Source organism: Paenibacillus sp. J22P51 (assembly GCF_059692215.1).
Genome location: NZ_JCAUAZ010000003.1, coordinates 14,617 through 32,264, shown reverse-complemented (window position 1 = coordinate 32,264; position 17,648 = coordinate 14,617). Strand labels below are relative to the sequence as shown.

11 protein-coding genes are annotated in these 17,648 nt (G+C 44.2%); 5 read left to right on the top strand and 6 right to left on the bottom strand.

All coding sequences use genetic code 11. From position 1 onward, the window contains the following. Positions 1–10: 10 nt before the first annotated feature. Positions 11–1,618 (bottom strand): flavin monoamine oxidase family protein, encoded by a 1,608-nt coding sequence (locus tag AC58QC_RS08265; RefSeq protein WP_497414726.1) that lies wholly within the window; start codon positions 1,616–1,618, stop codon positions 11–13. Between the two features lie 220 nt (positions 1,619–1,838). Here AC58QC_RS08265 and AC58QC_RS08260 point away from each other — a divergent pair, with 220 nt between their 5' ends. The 4 genes from AC58QC_RS08260 to AC58QC_RS08245 all read left to right on the top strand — a co-directional run bounded on the left by AC58QC_RS08260 (position 1,839) and on the right by AC58QC_RS08245 (position 4,761). Then, the gene (locus tag AC58QC_RS08260; protein WP_497414725.1) at positions 1,839–2,069 is read left to right on the top strand and encodes a MerR family transcriptional regulator; all 231 of its coding nucleotides are present in this window, start codon (positions 1,839–1,841) and stop codon (positions 2,067–2,069) included. A 31-nt stretch (positions 2,070–2,100) separates the two neighbouring features. Then, positions 2,101–2,859: a twin-arginine translocase subunit TatC gene (gene tatC, locus AC58QC_RS08255; RefSeq protein WP_497414724.1), complete on the top strand. Its 759-nt coding sequence runs from the start codon at positions 2,101–2,103 to the stop codon at positions 2,857–2,859. An 80-nt stretch (positions 2,860–2,939) separates the two neighbouring features. Beyond that, the gene (locus AC58QC_RS08250) at positions 2,940–3,827 is read left to right on the top strand and encodes a LysR family transcriptional regulator (protein ID WP_497414723.1); all 888 of its coding nucleotides are present in this window, start codon (positions 2,940–2,942) and stop codon (positions 3,825–3,827) included. Positions 3,828–4,275: 448 nt separating this feature from the next. Next, positions 4,276–4,761, top strand: coding sequence for a phage lytic cycle repressor MrpR family protein (locus AC58QC_RS08245; RefSeq protein WP_497415155.1), 486 nt, complete (start codon positions 4,276–4,278; stop codon positions 4,759–4,761). An 87-nt stretch (positions 4,762–4,848) separates the two neighbouring features. Here AC58QC_RS08245 and AC58QC_RS08240 read toward each other — a convergent pair whose 3' ends face one another. The 4 genes from AC58QC_RS08240 to AC58QC_RS08225 all read right to left on the bottom strand — a co-directional run bounded on the left by AC58QC_RS08240 (position 4,849) and on the right by AC58QC_RS08225 (position 13,955). Then, positions 4,849–5,769: an EamA family transporter gene (locus AC58QC_RS08240; protein ID WP_497414722.1), complete on the bottom strand. Its 921-nt coding sequence runs from the start codon at positions 5,767–5,769 to the stop codon at positions 4,849–4,851. Beyond that, the gene (locus AC58QC_RS08235; protein ID WP_497414721.1) at positions 5,766–6,935 is read right to left on the bottom strand and encodes an iron-containing alcohol dehydrogenase; all 1,170 of its coding nucleotides are present in this window, start codon (positions 6,933–6,935) and stop codon (positions 5,766–5,768) included. Before AC58QC_RS08235 ends, AC58QC_RS08240 begins: the two co-directional genes overlap by 4 nt. Positions 6,936–7,081: 146 nt before the next feature. Beyond that, positions 7,082–12,271, bottom strand: coding sequence for an AAA family ATPase (locus AC58QC_RS08230; protein ID WP_497414720.1), 5,190 nt, complete (start codon positions 12,269–12,271; stop codon positions 7,082–7,084). 37 nt (positions 12,272–12,308) lie between these two features. Continuing rightward, positions 12,309–13,955 (bottom strand): hydroxysqualene dehydroxylase, encoded by a 1,647-nt coding sequence (locus AC58QC_RS08225; protein WP_497414719.1) that lies wholly within the window; start codon positions 13,953–13,955, stop codon positions 12,309–12,311. Between the two features lie 560 nt (positions 13,956–14,515). Here AC58QC_RS08225 and AC58QC_RS08220 point away from each other — a divergent pair. Next, positions 14,516–15,730: a PASTA domain-containing protein gene (locus tag AC58QC_RS08220; RefSeq protein WP_497414718.1), complete on the top strand. Its 1,215-nt coding sequence runs from the start codon at positions 14,516–14,518 to the stop codon at positions 15,728–15,730. 165 nt (positions 15,731–15,895) lie between these two features. Here the strand turns inward: AC58QC_RS08220 and cysI are convergent, their stop codons facing one another. Further along, positions 15,896–17,617, bottom strand: a complete 1,722-nt coding sequence (gene cysI / locus AC58QC_RS08215; protein ID WP_497414717.1) for an assimilatory sulfite reductase (NADPH) hemoprotein subunit — start codon at positions 17,615–17,617, stop codon at positions 15,896–15,898. Between the last annotated feature and the right edge of the window lie 31 nt (positions 17,618–17,648).

Here is a 17,648-nt window from a genome sequence, read left to right as displayed (position 1 = left end):
TCCTTCTCCTCTACTCTTTCATTACACGCTCATGAATTTCGGTAACAACTTTCCGCGCGGACTCAATAGCTCCGGCCTGCCAAGCGGTGATATAACTGATGTGCTCCCCTGCCAAATAAATGCGTCCATCGGGTTTGCATAGGGTTGGATAGTAGTTCTTACGATCGTCAGCTGTGTACGAAGCCCAGCCGCCGAGATTATATTTAATCTTCTTCCAGTCCACAGAGAAAGAGGTTTCAAACTCTTTATGGTATTGCGGATGAATCTTTGCACCTTGGCTTAAAGCATAATCCTCTCGGGCAGCAAGTGACATATTACCAAGCTTATCTGCATTTCCTCCGAATGAATAATAGCCTAATAGAATTCCTTTTTTGGAAAAATAGTCATTCGGCGGGTAATAGATATTGGCAATATCCATATTCGTCAATGAGCTTCCGCCATAAATCATCTCATCTTCTTCCCAGAAGCGACGTTTGAATTGAAGACCGATTTTGCCTGCAGACGCATAGCTAATCTTAGCTATTGCTGTTGACATTTCGGGAGAGAAGTCTGCTTTAATGTCCTTGAGGACTGGGAGCGGGATGGTACAGATGCAGAAATCACCAGCAACCTCTTTATTTGCGCCGCTATTCAAGTCCTTATACAAAATACGAACGCCATCGGAAGACTGCTTAATTTCGTGAACTTCCGAATTGAATTGAATCTTGTCGCCTACGCGTTTCTCGAACGCCTTAGCAATCATATCCATCCCGCCTACAGGGTGGAACATCATCATTTGCTGATCATAACCATACTCACTGCTGAGAAATTGACCAAAACCAGAATTAATAATTGCTTTTAAGCTAAATGGATCCTTGCGAACACCAGCGTCAAATTTACCGCCCGGCTCCTCCACATATCCAGCTCTGCTTGAGCCTTTATAGAACAGATCCGCATTCAAATCTCCTTCGCTTTTCAAATAGGCAACGAGTTTCGTTTTTTCTTCTGTCGTCAAAGGTAGATCTAACGCTTTCTGATTAACAGCCTTGGCCAGCATTTCTGCGACATAACCGCGTACATCGGCTTTTGCCTGCCGCTTAGGAACTTTCACACCTGACAACTCGCCTACATTTTCATTATAGTAGTACCCGCTCTCGTTCACATTGTTAAAGGGTTCTATGGCAACTCCAAATTTACGGGCATAATCCAGCGTTACATGAAATTGGGGAATTCGCATCGGCCCTGCATTGAAATACATGCCATTGTCGAAGCGAGCCACCTGTTTCGTGCCACCAATCTCCGTAACCGTCGTCCCTCTGCGCACTGACCATGCTCGTCCGCCGGAACGCGCTCTAGCTTCTAGTATTGTGCATTGATAGCCTGCCATTCCAAGCTCATACGCCGCTGTCATCCCGGCAATCCCACCACCTAAGATGATGACTTTCTTTCCATTGCGATTCGTCGATGTAAGATCCCTTCCCGATGGCGGTGTGTAATCTGCGGCTTTCATCGTTTCCGGGGAGAGCAGCCCTAAAGTACCCATCACACTGAATATTGCGGCTGACCCTCCTAATTTGCCGACTGATGTTAAAAATTGTCTGCGTGTAATTTGATCTTCTTGGATCGGTGTCTTCTCCATGCTTCCATCTCCTCGTGTTTAAGTTTGGCTATCCGCTACTTAAACGTAACAGCGAGATGATGAATAGTCATTATTTTATGTAAGATAACATGACATAAATTTTAGTTATACTAAGATAACCAACGTTTATTTGATCGTTTTTCCATAAAATGATAGAGTTTCATTAATTAGTGTCACATATAAGTTAATTTACCTTACATTAAAATGGAGGGATAGGCTGATGATGACAAAGAAAAAAGTAATTCAAATTGGTGTCGTAAGTGAACTGACGGGGTTAACAGAGAGGCAAATTCGATACTACGAGGACCGCAAGCTTATTTTTCCAGACAGAAGCAAGGGAGGCGTTCGCAAATATTCCTTCGAGGACATTCAAACCATTATGGATATTCACTCGAAGCTAACTGAGGGCTTTCATACGGTAGAATTAAGACGAATACTTACCGGTTCCTAGCACCTTTAACCAATTAGACTGGAGGGCTACTATGCAGATCAAAGAAATGATGTCACTTGTCGAACATCTAACTGAACTACGTATGCGCATTATTCGTGTTCTCATTGCAGTAATCCTTACCTTAATCATTGGATTCATTTTCGCTCAGCAGATATTACTTTACCTTAAACACAGTTCAACGGCATCCGGCATCACATGGCATGTATTTTCACCGATGGATGGCATTCGCATTTATATGCTCATCGCATTCGCTGTTTCACTCACACTCACACTGCCATTTATCCTTTATCAAATATGGGCTTTTGTCAAAAAAGGACTTACCCAAGAAGAGCAAGTCGCCACACTGAGGTACATCCCCTATACATTTTTATGCTTCTTGATTGGTTTAACTTTTGGTTATTTCGTCGTATTCCCTATGTGCATGAGGTTTACTGTGGGAATAACCGAAAATCTTGGCCTAACACAAACCTATGGCGTGGCTCAATATTTTAGCTTTATGCTCAATATTATGATTCCGTTGTCTCTAGCCTTCGAACTCCCGATTGTCGTTATGTTTCTAACGAAGCTGAAGCTGCTGAATCCTAAATTACTTAACAAAGTTCGCAGATACGCCTATCTGATTCTGATTATTACAGCCAGCCTGATCTCTCCGCCTGATTTAATCTCTCATCTGATGGTAGCCATCCCTTTATTCGCTCTATATGAGATCAGCATTCTATTATCTCGCTTCGTTTATAACGGACAACTGCGAGAAGAGAGTCTCAGACAAGTCGAATACGGAGTCTCCTAAAATAGTGCTTCTCACATATTGTCCAGCTTCATCAATTCGGATATAGTTACTTCATAACTGGCACTCAGAAAAGGTGAATTATGCGAATTGAACAACTCATCTATATCATTGAAATTAATCAAACTGGTTCCATTTCTTTAGCAGCTGAAAAGCTTCACGTTTCCCAGCCGAACATCTCTCAAGCGATCGTAAGCTTAGAGGAAGAGCTTGGCGTGAAGCTTTTCAAGCGTTCACGGACTGGAGCCGTACCTACCGAAGACGGCAAATTAATTATTAGCAAAGCGATCGAGATTATGAATAAAGTCGAGGAGCTTCGCGAGACAGCCGGCTTTCAATTCAATCGATTATCAGGCTCTCTCTCTATTGCCTCCGTACCCAGTCTATGTTTAAGTGTACTGCCTCCGACATTAGCTATCTTCAAAGCTAAGCACACTGATGTAGATCTGATTATGATGGAGTTGAACTATCCACAGATTATCCAAGAGGTTCTAAATGGACAAGTCGATTTAGGACTCATCGCTGTCTCAAGAAATTATCATAGCCCCCATGCTCAGCTAATCACGGAACATCTGATGGATTGCCGAATTATGGCCTATGTGGGTAAAAAATCCCCTTTATCGCACCGAACTAGTATCTCCATCGAAGAACTCCTTCAAGAACCTCTTTTGATTTCCTCTGATTTCCTGATGAACATATTCAAACAGCATGGAGAGCCTAACATCTTATTTAAGCTGGGGAATTCCGAAGCAGCTAAACGGATTATTGCGGAAGGAATTGCGATTGGCTTCTATACGGAGACGGGGATGCGATATGATCCTTATTTAGAAACGGGGAGTATTGTTGCACTAGAAGTTACAGGTGTGGATTTAGGGGTTTCCTTCCGTTCCATACGCCTGAAAGGCCGACATCTTTCCTTACCTTCCAAAGAATTCACCAAGGAACTCAAAACAATCATTGCGACAATGTAATATAATGGAAAGTATGCGAGCACCGACCCTTTGCCCTATAGCAATACCAATTGCATCTCGCAGCCCTAAATTTTTTGAAATTTCTCTATTTCATTCCCCTTGCTCACCCAACCCCCCTAACTTTGATACCCTTCATTTCTGCGAAAACCAGGAATTCCCTTTCTCATACCCAAAAAAGGACTATCTTACCAGTCAAATCTAGCGGCTTTTCTTTTAATCGAGACAAAATGTATCAAACAATACGACGAATATGTCGAAATTAGACTAACATTATTTAGGGCTTTTCCCTCATTGTTCCTCATAGTACTTTCAGCTATAGTTACCTCATATCAAGTTTCTAGGCATAGTTACTCCACCCATCTCATATCATGTATAGTTGCTTATTTCTGAAAACCAAATGTAATTTTGCAGAAAACTAAGTTCAAACTTGAAGGGATGTTGATTTCGTATTCTTACTCTAGAGAAAATTCAATTTATCGAGACACAATGTATCAATCCACAAGATGCCATCATTATTCGTCTGCTTATTGAAGGTGTTGCTCCGCACGAAATTGTTTATTTAAAAAGTAATTCCTTAGATGAAAAAAAACAAATACTTACTGTGTCTGATGCCACGGGGGGCAAAAGGTACATCCAAGTCTCCAAAATCTGTGTCGAACGGTTTCAAGCCGCGTTGAAGCAAACCAAATATCTGATGATCATGGGCAACCCGCTTCAGCCAAGGAAATATTCCGATCTAAGAAATAGTCCTTTCCTGATTAAAATGAGCATGTCCGACTACATCGCAAATCGAGCGATGATTACAGAATTGGATTCTGTTATTCTGCGCACCATTTATATGCGACTTCGCCGATTAGCCGAATACTACTCCCTTCCAGAGATTACTCACTTAACAACCGTGAAGTTGGAAATGAAACAACTCGCAATTGTATAGCTGTAATCGTTGTTAGTACAGAAAAAAGCTACCCCGACATTGATTTCAATGTTCGGGGTAGCTTTCATTGTGCTATTGTATCTTATTTCATTCGGTTTGAAGCCGATGAACGCGTTGTCTACGTTTCAATAACTCTGGCAACGCAATGCCTAACATCGTAATCAATACACCTAACCACTGAAGCCCACTTACGGACTCATGCAGGACGATAAAGGACATGATCACAGCCGTTGGCAGCTCCGCCGCACTCATGATCGTTGCCATGCCGCCGCCAATTCGCGGTACACCAATCGCGAAAAACAATGGAGGGATCACGACCCCGAACAGGGCTAGCAGTAAGGCCCAAGGCAATAATGATTCATGCAAAGATCCGTTCCATAAGAAATGAGGCGGGAAAATCAACATAACAATGATGAATGAACCTGTTTGCATGACAGCGCCTCGTGTGATGGGCGCAATTTGCTTCGCAACCTTACCACTCATGGCAATAAACAACGCATACGTCAATGCTGAAAGCAATCCTAAGCCCACTCCAAGCCACGAAGGTGCCTCGAGATTGCCTTTTAGATAACCACTTGCCATAATAATTCCGATGAATAAGAAAATAAGTGCGATGAGCTTATCCTTGCTGGGACGCTTCCGATCTATGATAGCTTCCAGAACAATGCCGATCCAAGTAAATTGAAACAATAAGAGAATAGCAAAGGATGCAGAAACATATTGCAAAGCTGCATAATAAAATATCCCGGTTAAGCCTGAGCTTGTTCCAACTAACATAAGCAGAAGTGCTTGACGTGGCGACACACGGAACGTTTTGGCCTGTGCCGAACCTTGCTTAGCTGATTTGGCAGTTACAAACGCCATGATCCACATCATGATTAAACCAAAGAAAATTTGACTGCCAACCACTTCACCCACATGAAAACCAGACTCATAAGCCTTCTTCACGAAAGTCGACAATAATCCGAAGCTGCAGGCGCCAGCTAGTACGTAAACATAATATTTCATGCTAACGACCTCATCAGAATATCTCTGACGGTGTCCCTTGTCATCATTTTGTATTGCCCAATGCTAGGCTTCATGAATGATTTATGCACCAATTCCTCGATTCGCTGATCATCAATTCCGTAATAACCTAGTCGATTGGGTGCGCCAAGTGAATCCCAGAATAGACGTAAAGCATGAATGCCTTCAAAGGCAACCTCGTGATCGGTTTTACCGGAGTCGTCAATTCCGAAAATAGCCATGGCCAGCTTCTTCATGCGCGAAGGATCATCCTCTGCACAGTGTGTCATCCAGTTAGGGAATACAATGGCAAGTCCACCCCCGTGAGGGATGTCGTAAACGGCGGATAAGCCATGCTCAATCTGATGAGATGCCCAATCCCCTCCGTCTGTCCCACTAGACAGCAAGCCATTAAAAGCCGTTGTTCCAGCGTACATAATCGTAGCTCTATGATTAACATCCTGCAGATTTGATAATAGCTTAGGAGCAGCTTCCATAACGGTCAGCAGAACAGCCTCCATGAAGCGATCGATCATTGGGGTATGCTCAGTACGGTGGAAATATTGCTCCAGCACATGTGACATCATATCCACAATCCCATATACGGTCTGATCCAAGGGTACCGACGTTGTATAGGCGGGATCCAAAATAGAAAAAACCGGATAAGCCAATGGACTGCTCCAGCCGCGCTTTTCATTGCTATCCCATTTCGTAATAACTGAGATGTTATTCATCTCCGAGCCTGTCGCGGCGAGTGTTAATACCGTTCCCAGTGGAAGCGCCCTCTGTGGCACAGCCTTCCTCGTGATGATATCCCACACATCTCCTTCATAGTAAACGCCTACGGAGATGGCTTTGGCACAATCGATGACGCTCCCTCCACCAACAGCGAGGATGAGATCAATTTGCTCCTTACGGCATAGCTCAATGCCTCTATTCACCGTTGTCAGCCTTGGGTTAGGCTCTACCCCTGGCATTTCAACGACTGTTGCTTGCATATCTAGAAGCTGCTTCAAGACAGCATCGTATACACCATTTGCCCGGATACTTCCTCCACCGTAAACAAGTAATACGCGTTTCCCGGTCTCTCCTAGCTCCTGCTGCAATTGCTTGATCTGACCTTCGCCAAACCATAACTTGGTTGGATTATACTGAATAAATGATTGCATATGTGTGTAAACTCCTTCGATGACTAATATCTACAGAAGTATATCACAAGTCCAATTCAATAGCATTGGTAACACCTTAGGTATGGACATGTCCTTTCTACGTAAAAAACCGTACATCTATTAGTAAGATGTACGGATTAGTGCACTTATATGCGGTGCAAGGGCAGCGAGAATGAAATGCTGCAGCCATGTCCCAAGCGGCTCTCCGCCCAAATTTGCCCGCCATGGTACTGTACAATTTCTTTCGCAATCGCAAGTCCTAAACCGCTTCCGCCAGAGTTGCTGCGCGATTTGGACACCTTATAGAAACGTTCGAAAATATGTGGAAGATCTTCTTCACTAATCCCGACACCCGTATCAGACACCCGAATAACGAGTTCATACGGTTCTTCACTAACTTCTACTCGAACATCAATGGAACAGCCGCTAGTCGAGAATTTAATGGCATTGTAAATAAGATTGGCATATACCTGTTCAATCCGATCCGTATCTACGGTTAGCATGAGTCCATCCATCTGTTCCATATAGAGCGTATAGGCAATACCCGCATTTAGCGCATCTAATTCATACTTGGCAAAAAGCTGACGAACCATGGCCACACATGATGTTGGTGCAAGCTGGAAATGGAACTGCTTGGTTTCAAGTCGGCTCAGTTGATACAAATCCGTAATCAATCGTTGAATCCCGACAATGCGCATGTGTACCACGGACAAGTATTTCTTCTGCTCTTCTGGCTCCTGAATTACACCATCCAGAATCGCTTCCACATAGCCTTGGATTGATGTAAGCGGAGTCCCTAGATCATGGGAAATATTCGATAACAGATCTCGCCGCGAAGTCTCCATCAGTATTAACTCGTTCGTTCTTTCTTTCACTTTGGATTCGAGATCATTGTAAAGCCTAGCATTTTCAATGGAAATCGCGGCTTGCGCCGATAATAATTTGATCACATCTAAGCGATCTGATGTGAATGCGTTGCGAATCAAATTATTTTCCAAATAAAAGACTCCGACTAAGTTACCTTGATGCAGAATCGGTTCGCAAAAGATGGATTTACTCTCGGCTTGACGTATGTAGGGATCGTTAATGAAAAAACCAGTCTTCTCAGCATCATCCAACACGATGCCTTCCTTCATGCGCGCAACATACTGGATAACCGCTTGGGGAAGATTCTCACGTGATTCCAGTAAGACAGAATTAACTGTACAGGAATCCTTCCCTGCACTTGCGAGCATCTCTGCTTCAACATATAATCTTTCCTTATCCTTGAGAACGAGAATACTCCTCTCCGCACCCGAGGAATACGTAACGATTTCCATCAGACGTTTGATCAACTGCTCCAAATTCACTTCACTTGATAGTGAACGGGACGTGTTCATAATCGTTTTGAAATCAATAGCTTGTAAGGAGTAGTCACTGATTTTGGTTGTTGTCCAGTCTGAGGACTCATGCAGGCTGGTTAGATAGCCCGGGTACCGTAAGATGAGATCATCCGCTTTCGCTTTAGCGCCCCAGCTTACATAACCAAAATAAGCATCCATGAAATAAGTCTTTGCGATTTTGTCGCGTCCAGCTTGTTTATAATATTTCCCAGCCAATTCCGTTGCGATAGCTTCGTGATGGATAAAGCCCTGCTCCCGCGCTTGCCGAATCGCATTCTCATACCCTTGTTCCGCCTTCTGCGTATGCCCTGTAACACGATCCCACTCCGCATGCATTAACAGATTCAGATGCAGGAAATTTTCCGGGCAATTCGCCGTCCATTTTGCCATTTTCTTCAGCATCTTTTTCACTTGCTTCGTATACCATTTCTGCTCATTGCTCGATGCAGCATGGAAATTAGCTGTGATGGACAAGACAAAGTAGAAATAATTCTCTGGCATATGAAACAATCCAAAGGATGCAGATTGGCGTGGCTCTGCTGCCTTTCCAAATTTCACAGCTTCCACATATTGACCAAACAAAAAATGCAGCATCATTTTCTTCACTGAATACACGTGAATAATCACTTGATTCGGGTGAATCTCAAGTTTACGAACAAATTCTTCCTCTTCAGCCTCATGATCTCCGATCAGCACGGGATTCTGTGTCTTTCCTTCAACGTTCATGATAACTTTGCGAAGCATTTCCATCATCAGAAGTGTATCGTGATGATTAGTCTGTTCCAGAATCCGATAATTCGTAGCTAAATCATCATGCACCTCGGCAAGTGCAACTCCTTGAAAATCCTTCACTAGAACCTGATAAGTGAGTGCATACCCCGCAAATACCAAGTCACCATCTTCAATTCCACTTCGGAACGATTCCTTAATAAGCTCAAGGCTGCTCGTGAGTGGTTTCACCCAAGGTGTGACGAACACTCCGAACGAGAAATAACTTTTGCTGCGAAATTGATGGGATTGAAATCGCTCATTCATACGGTTGCTTAGTTGACCATATCGGTAGCCACTTTGATAGTCTCCGAATCCAGAGCCTAGAATGAGTCCATACGAACCATACACATACGCCATTGCTGGCGAATTCCCATATTTCAAAGCGAGCTTCGTCATGTTAAGCATAAACAACACATATAAGTTTGGGTTCACGAAATAAGCCGATATCGCAACGCTCATCATTAGGTTCATTAATTTGGAGCGATAAGCATCTTCCATGATCGGTAAATCGTAGAGCTCGAGCGTATTCTTTCTGCCAATTCTTCTCTTCACATCTAAATAAGCCAGTAAGATATTCGCGCTTGTCGGCTCTCCCGGCAGACGAATCCCATGCTCCGCCAAGACTTTCAAGCCTAACTTAACGCTCTGAGACTGCTTCCCTACATTGGTGTAAAGGACAACTTGCAAGTTATAGAGCTCCAATCTTTGTTCAGCTGATTTCGCCTCTTGAAGGAGCTGCTCGTACGAAGTCTCGGCTTCCTCTGCCTGGCCGTTCAAATATAGAGTCTCAGCCTTCTCCAAACGAATGGTGTAAGCTAACTCCTCTAATTCCATGCCCTTGATTTGTTTCAGTACAAGCAAGCCTTTATTGTAGTATTGGAGCGCCGACCGATAAGCATTGGAAGACTTCGCTTTGCGCGCCGCACTCATATTCATCTCTAGAAGCTGGATTTGCGCTGTACGGTCTGTGAGCAATTCGGAACCTATATTCATGTGGATGACAATTTCAAATAGTCGACGTTCAATCTTAGGTTCTGATAAAGCGGCCAGCAACAATTGAGCAATGTTGGCGTGCATCTCAGTGCGCCTAGCCTCTTCGACAGAACCATAAATCGCTTCTTGAATAGAATCGTGAACAAACATAAATCGGATTTCGCGCGCTGCAGACTCACCTTGCAAGTCATTATAAAATTTGTAGTCCAACCCTACTGGGATAATCAAACCGCTCTGAATGGAGACTTCTAGCTCATGCAGTACATCAACGAAGGAGGTATTCATAATAATGCCTAGTGCCTCTAAGTCAAAGGAAGCACCTAGGCAGGCAGCCAATCGCATAATATGCTGTGATCTAGAGGGCATGCGCTCCAGCTTCTCTGCTAGAAGGAACATTAAGTTATCAGTAATTCGAAGCTTTTGAATCTTGTTCATATCCCAGAACCAACGATTGACATCATAATTGAACATTAACAACTCTTGTTCATGCAAGGCCGTTATGAATTGTTTGACGAAAAAAGGATTGCCTCCCGTTTTTTGAACAACGAGTTCAGCAAGCTCTTCCACTTCGTTCTGCTCGGATTTCAATGACTCGGCGATTAACTGCTTGACATCTTGAATTTCAAGCGCCTTCAGTGTAATCCGTTCCGCAACAAGTCGTGGAGGCAGCTTATCCAAAAACTGAATATGCATGGCAGACAACCGATTGCTCTCATATTCACTGCGATAGGAGCCAATAAACAAGAAATATTTCAATTGTGAGTCATTTAAAAGCAGGTCCAACATCTGTAAGGACGCCGCGTCCGCCCATTGTAAATCATCCAGAAACATGACGATCGGCCGATTCTTGGCGCAAAATAGCAACAAAAATTGCTGCAGCAAAAAGTGAAGACGATTTTGTGTTTCATGCGGGGGAAGTTGCTTCGCCGCCCTCTGTTCGCCAATTAATAATTTCAGCTCAGGTACGAGATCAGTCAATACTTGTCCGTTCGATCCCAGCATCCTTAGCAAACGCGTACGATACTCTTCCAACTGCTGATCCTTCTCGGTCAAAAGCTGTCGGACTAACTCTCGCAATGCCTTTGCGATAGCATGATAGGAAATATGCTGTTTATTAGGCTCGAAACGTCCTGATAGAAACCATCCGCTTTCCTTCATGATCGTTTTCATGGTTTCCGCAATTAGGAATGACTTTCCAAATCCAGACTCCCCTGTGACCCACACCGCTTCCAAAGAGCCATGCACAGCATAGTTATACACGTGCAGAAGTCGATTAATTTCGTTAGAACGTCCGTATAACCCTTGAGGGATCTGAAACATATCGGTCATATCATAGCTGCCTACAATGAAATCCCGCATCTCTTCACCAGAATTCATTAACAGCATGACCTGCTCCAAGTCTTGAACGATCCCATAGGCACTTTGGTAACGGTCCTCAGCGTCCTTGGAAAGCAGCTTCATAATAATATCGGATAGTGACTGTGGTATACCCAATCGCAAGCTATGCGGCGATTTCGGCGTTACAGCAAAATGACAATGCAGCAGCTCCACTGGATCTTCCGTTTGAAATGGCAGTTGTCCTGTAAGCATTTCGTAGAACGTGACCCCTAATGAGTAATAATCTGTCCGATAATCGATATTCCGGTTCATACGCCCTGTCTGTTCAGGAGACATATAGCTGAGCGTCCCTTCTAATAAAGAAGGATCCAGCATCTCTTGACGCTCTCTCGTAAACGACGAGATACTAAAATCACCCAACTTCATAATCTGCTTGTGGCGATTCATAATAATATTGCTAGGTTTGATATCCTTATGTATGACGTAGCGTTGATGAACCTCGCCTACAATTCTGGCTAATTGTATAGCTGCTTGCAAGAACGCTTGAAGCGATTGGCGAAACAAAGGAAAATAGGTAGAAAGTGTTTCCCCATCAAAGTCCTCCATCACCATGGCTACGCTGTTTTGATATTTGGGCAATGAAAGCGGCTTAACAATACCAGGAGTATCCAGTATTTTCCCAATTTCATATTCACGCTTTAATCTAGCAATATCCGCGACAATCGGGAAGTCGGAGCGCAGTGTCTTAATGATCACCTTCTCGCCTGTTTGCTTATCAATGGCACGATACAAGACCGTTCGTTCACCTTGATAGATTTGTCTGATCATTTCATAGTCTGGCAAAATTAACATGTTATCCTCCTAGTAAATCTCGCTGCTAGAAATGGAATTAAAGCAGCTTACCATCCCATGGTAACCCTCTCTCATACCGTCTCTTATCGTGAATATGATATATTTTCAATACATCGATATGGCCCAATTCAAAGGTATACATCTCCCAAATCTTACAAGGCTCCTCCTCTGAGCCATCACGTTCCAATATGGCATTCACAGCCCGACGCGCTGCCTCATTCGCACCTTCCATGGTTGCTAGGTTCGTGTTGGTACGAACATAATCTGAAGCTAGGAATAAATTCGGGATACCGGTAAATGCTTCAGGACGGTCATTCCAAGTCCCCACACGGTTAATGAGCAACGGTTCCATATTCGTGCACGCATGCTCTGGATTTTCGAATTGAATATCCGTATCCAAGAACCAAGAATGAAGAACATCATCTTCAAGAATTACCGTTCCATCTACGTTAAGGCTTAGCTTCATTTGCGCCCAAACCTCAGCTTTAATTTCTTCGGCAGTACAGTGTGTTGCCGTTTTACCGAATAGGATACCAGGTGAATCCCAATCCGAGATATCAACAGATAGGATGCCTTTCACTGTTCCATCGCCATATTCACTCAAATTCACGTCCGGCCAGAATTGCTTCTGCGAAACCGAAGTTAATGACCAAGGGGCGTCCAAATAAATCACATGTCCATGTGTGATCGGTACATCTTCCTTCAAGTAATACTGAATACCGTTCATCCAAGCAACAGAATCAACGAGTTTCTGAACGCCATGAAGGGACGGGTCTGCTTCCAGCATGGAATCCGTGATCATTTTTCCCATGACCTCGACCGGGAAGGCTGCAATATAGTAATCCGCTTCTACATCAAACGTTTCACCATTTTTTGTAATTGTTGCGCTGTTAATTTGACCATCAACACAATGAATTCTTTCTACTTTCGCATCCAAATGATAGTCAACACCTTGATCCTGAAGAAATGTCAACCAAGGGTAGATCCATTTGTCATTCGTTGGACCATTCAATAGCCTTACAAAACTCGTGCCAGGCGTTGTAATATCTAGTGTCATCTGAACGGCCACGGGCCCAACCGTTTGTGTATTCGCAATCTTGGACTGACAGGCAACGAGCGTTTTCGTGAATCCAGCAAAAATTTTCTGAAAAGCGGGTGATTGCTGATCCGCCTCGATGAATTCCCACCAATCTATTAAATTATATTCTTCACGAATACGTTCCTCGCAACTTGTCATCACCTGCCACAACTTCCGTCCATATTGCTCCATGTCCTCCATGGTAAGTCCTAATCCATTATCAAAGAGATCCTTTATGAGCACCAACAAATTGTCCAAACTGAACTCAATTTTGGCTAACAAAGGCAATAACGGCGCGGTATAAGTAGCGATATCTAGTCGTGTGACTTCAGTTAAATTATCGTAAACCGTTCCATTCTCATAAGGAATCCGTTTCAAGGTATCAATCACATGGCGATAGAATCGTGGAAATAATCGAAACCCGTGCTCCCCAGGCAAATCCCTTCGTCCACCAGTTCCGCTGCCAACAAAGGGCATACTTCTGGCCTTTCCGCCAGGTATATGCTTAAACTCGTAAACGGACACCTCATAGCCTCTTACTATAAGTTCATGAGCAGCACTCAAACCAGCGACTCCTCCACCTAAAATTGCGACCTTCTTCAACACAAATCCCCCTCGTTTTGGCGTTTTTTGTAAAATTATCTGGTCCTTCTATCATATCATTTAGGTCATTTGAATCATAGAAAAATCCTAGTAGTTTTCTGATAGAATCCTAGAAATACTAGTTAAGAAAAACCCTTCTAAATCTGAGTTTTTCAGCATAGAAAGGGTAATCAGATACGCCGTATTCCAAAATGCAGGAAAAAGATGTACAGTAAAGTTTATGAAGGTGTTACTCCCCTTCCTTTTGGTCCAAGTAAGGCTAAGCCCTTTGTTCAACGACATGTATGAGCTGAATGATATTTTGTTCCATTTGCGCTTGCTTAGCAGGAGCTTGGACCCCGTCTGTTGAAGGTAAGCTTATCCGAATTGATCCAAGCTAACGTGCAGTTCACCAATCCTAATTCCATTCAAACGGACAATTCGTACTATTTTGATAAAATCCCACAAATTCCGCATGCGTATATGTTATTTTTTATAACGACTACTCCTAAATTCCTAATCGCTTTCGAATCATTTATAATAAAGTGTAAGCACTCTTACATGCCAGAGAGGATGGTTATTCCATGCCCGATCGAATAGGTACACGATACGTGCCAAGTACACAAATCGTCTCTTTCCCTCATGGTACTCTCCATTATGGTGATGATGTATTCTTAACTCGCAAAGTACTGCTCTATCGCAAAACGCTTCGTCACAATCAACTTGGTGTCGATTACATAAGCTCTCTCCAGGATAAAGCGGCGTTTATTCACGACGGATTTCATCACATGCTGGATACGTCCATCGCAGAGGATGCTGTCACCATAATTTTGCAAGCGAAGCCAGGCTCGCTATTCATCAATCACATCAACAAGCGCCAATGGTCATTCCAGGCGGTCGTGTCGATGATGAGCGACTTAGGTGTTTCCTTGCTCGATGCCATGGAGGAAAAGATTACAGGCTTTTCCGTACGCCCTGATAATTTATGGTTAACCGAGCAGAATAAGCTCTCCGTTATCAACTACTGGGAGGAAGATGAATCAGAGGAACAAGGGGCCGTTGGTCTTTGCCGCTTAATGATTCAGCTGCTTACGGGGAGCGAAACGATTACCGATACGTTCGAGGTTATGCACACAAGTCTGGAGCGAGCTTCAATACCGAGTGCTACCACAGAGCAAAAATTAGCCTTAATTCGTCTTATTAAATTTATATGCCATGGGCAATCCTCACTCTCTTCGTTCGTATTCGGGTTGCGGAGTTTACCACCATCCGTCCCTAATAACAAGAGTGTGAAGATTGCTGCACCAATTGTAGCGGTAGAAGTTGAACCCTCCAGTGAAGTCCCACCTGAACCGTATCGTTCCCGTTCTGCAAGTGAGAGCCTCACCCGTTCGACGCGTTCAGCTAAGCTGATTGCCCTTGGCGCCGTCTCGGCACTAGTTATTGGAATCGTCGGCGTATGGTCGTATTGGCCCGAGCCAAAGGTTGTAGAAACCTTCGTCATCATCTCGCCTACACCAACAAGTACGCCTATCACAACCGTAAGTCCAACCGCTACAGCCAATACCAAGCTAACGAGTACGAAGGAAACCTCAGAGACGACAGTCGTACCTAATTTGGTAGGTCAAACACAACAGGCTGCAGAAAAGATGGCCCTTGAAGCCGGACTACACTATAACTTTCTGATCGAGACCAGTACGCAGGCGAAAGGCATCGTCACGAAACAAGATCCTAAAGCCGGAACAAGCGGCATGCAAGGCGATAATGTGACATTCTGGGTGAGTAAGGGGGCGCAGTAGATGGTGAGGATAAGGCTATACTATTGCCTACCGTTTGGAGCCCCAGCTCAGATTTAACTGGAAAATTACAGTTAATTTATTGGATTTCCGTTAAAAATTAGAATTAGATGGAAAAATGAAAAAGAGCAGTTAAAGTAGTCATCTACTTTAACTGCTCTTTCTTGTTTATGCGTGGAAATCTTGACCCGAACGAACTTCTTTCACATAGCCAGCGCGGATGACGAAGTCACCGAAGTGCTCTTCACCTTGACGCTCTTTCGCATAGTGAGGAATGATCGTTTGCAAGGAATCCAAGATTTCGGATTCACCGATGTTTTCTTTGTACAATTTATTCAAGCGGTTTCCTGCGAATCCGCCTCCTAGGTACATGTTGTACTTCCCAGCAGCTTTACCAATGAATGCAAGCTCAGCCAGCATAGGTCGTGCGCAACCATTCGGACAGCCTGTCATCCGAATCGTAATTTCCTGCTCGCGAAGGCCTACACCTTCAAGAATAGCCTCGACTTTCGTAATCAAGGAAGGCAAGTAACGTTCTGATTCCGCCATCGCAAGTCCGCAAGTCGGGAAAGCCACACAAGCCATCGAATTTCTACGAAGCGCGGAGTAGTGAAGACCATCCGTAATCCCGTGCTCTTTGATCAGCTCTTCGATTTTCTTCTTTTTCTGAGCGCTTACGTTGCCGATGATCAAGTTCTGATTCGACGTGAGTCGGAAATCACCACTTTGTGTCTTAGCGATTTCACGAAGGCCCGTCATCAAACGGTAGTCCCCATCATCCATGACGCGGCCGTTCTGAATGAACATCGTGAAGTGCCATTTGCCGTCGCTTCCCTTCACCCAACCATAACGATCTCCGTTGGACTCGAAATGGAACGAACGTGCTGGCTCAAGATTCCAACCTAGACGCGTTTGAAGCTCATTCACGAACCACTCAATCCCGCGATCATCGATTGTGTATTTGAAACGAGCATGCTTACGAACAGAACGATCGCCGTAATCGCGTTGAATCATAACCGTTTTCTCAGCTAGATCAACAGCTTGTTCTGGCTTAATGAAGCCAATCACTTGACCAACCTGCGGATACGTTTTGACATCGCCATGAGACATCCCCATACCGCCACCGACGGAAACGTTAAAGCCCACCAAGCGGCCTTCTTCAATAATCGCGATGTAGCCAAGATCCTGCGAGTAGACATCTACATCGTTGGATGGTGGAACCGCGATACCGATTTTGAACTTCCGTGGCAAATACACAGGTCCGTAAATCGGCTCTTGCTCTTCTGCGTCACGGCTATCCACGATTTTCTCACCGTCTAGCCAAATCTCGTGATAAGCTCTCGTACGTGGATCCAAGTGATTCGAGATACGGTTCGCCCACTCATACACTTCACCATGAACCTCGGATTGGTATGGATTTGGGTTGCACATCACGTTACGATTCACGTCTCCACAAGCAGCAAGCGTACTTAGCATGGATGCGTTCACTTCTTGGATCGTTTTCTTCATGTTCCATTTGATGACACCATGCAATTGAAAGGATTGACGCGTCGTAAGACGAATCGTCCCATTCGCATACTTCTGTGCAACGCGATCCATCATCAACCATTGGTCAGATGTGACAATCCCGCCCGCAGCACGAACACGCAGCATGAACTGATACGCAGGCTCTAGCTTCTGCTTCGCACGCTCATTGCGCAAATCACGGTCATCCTGCATGTAGCTGCCGTGGAACTTCATTAATCGGTTATCATCCTCGGGGATGGAACCTGTGATGCGATTTTCAAGCGTTTCTTCTAGACTGCCGCGCAAATAATTACTGCGGATCTTAATTTGTTCAACATCACTATGTGGTGCACTATTCTTCGATAGTAAGTTATTATCTGACATCTTGAGCTTTCTCCTCTCGCGATCGCGGGGA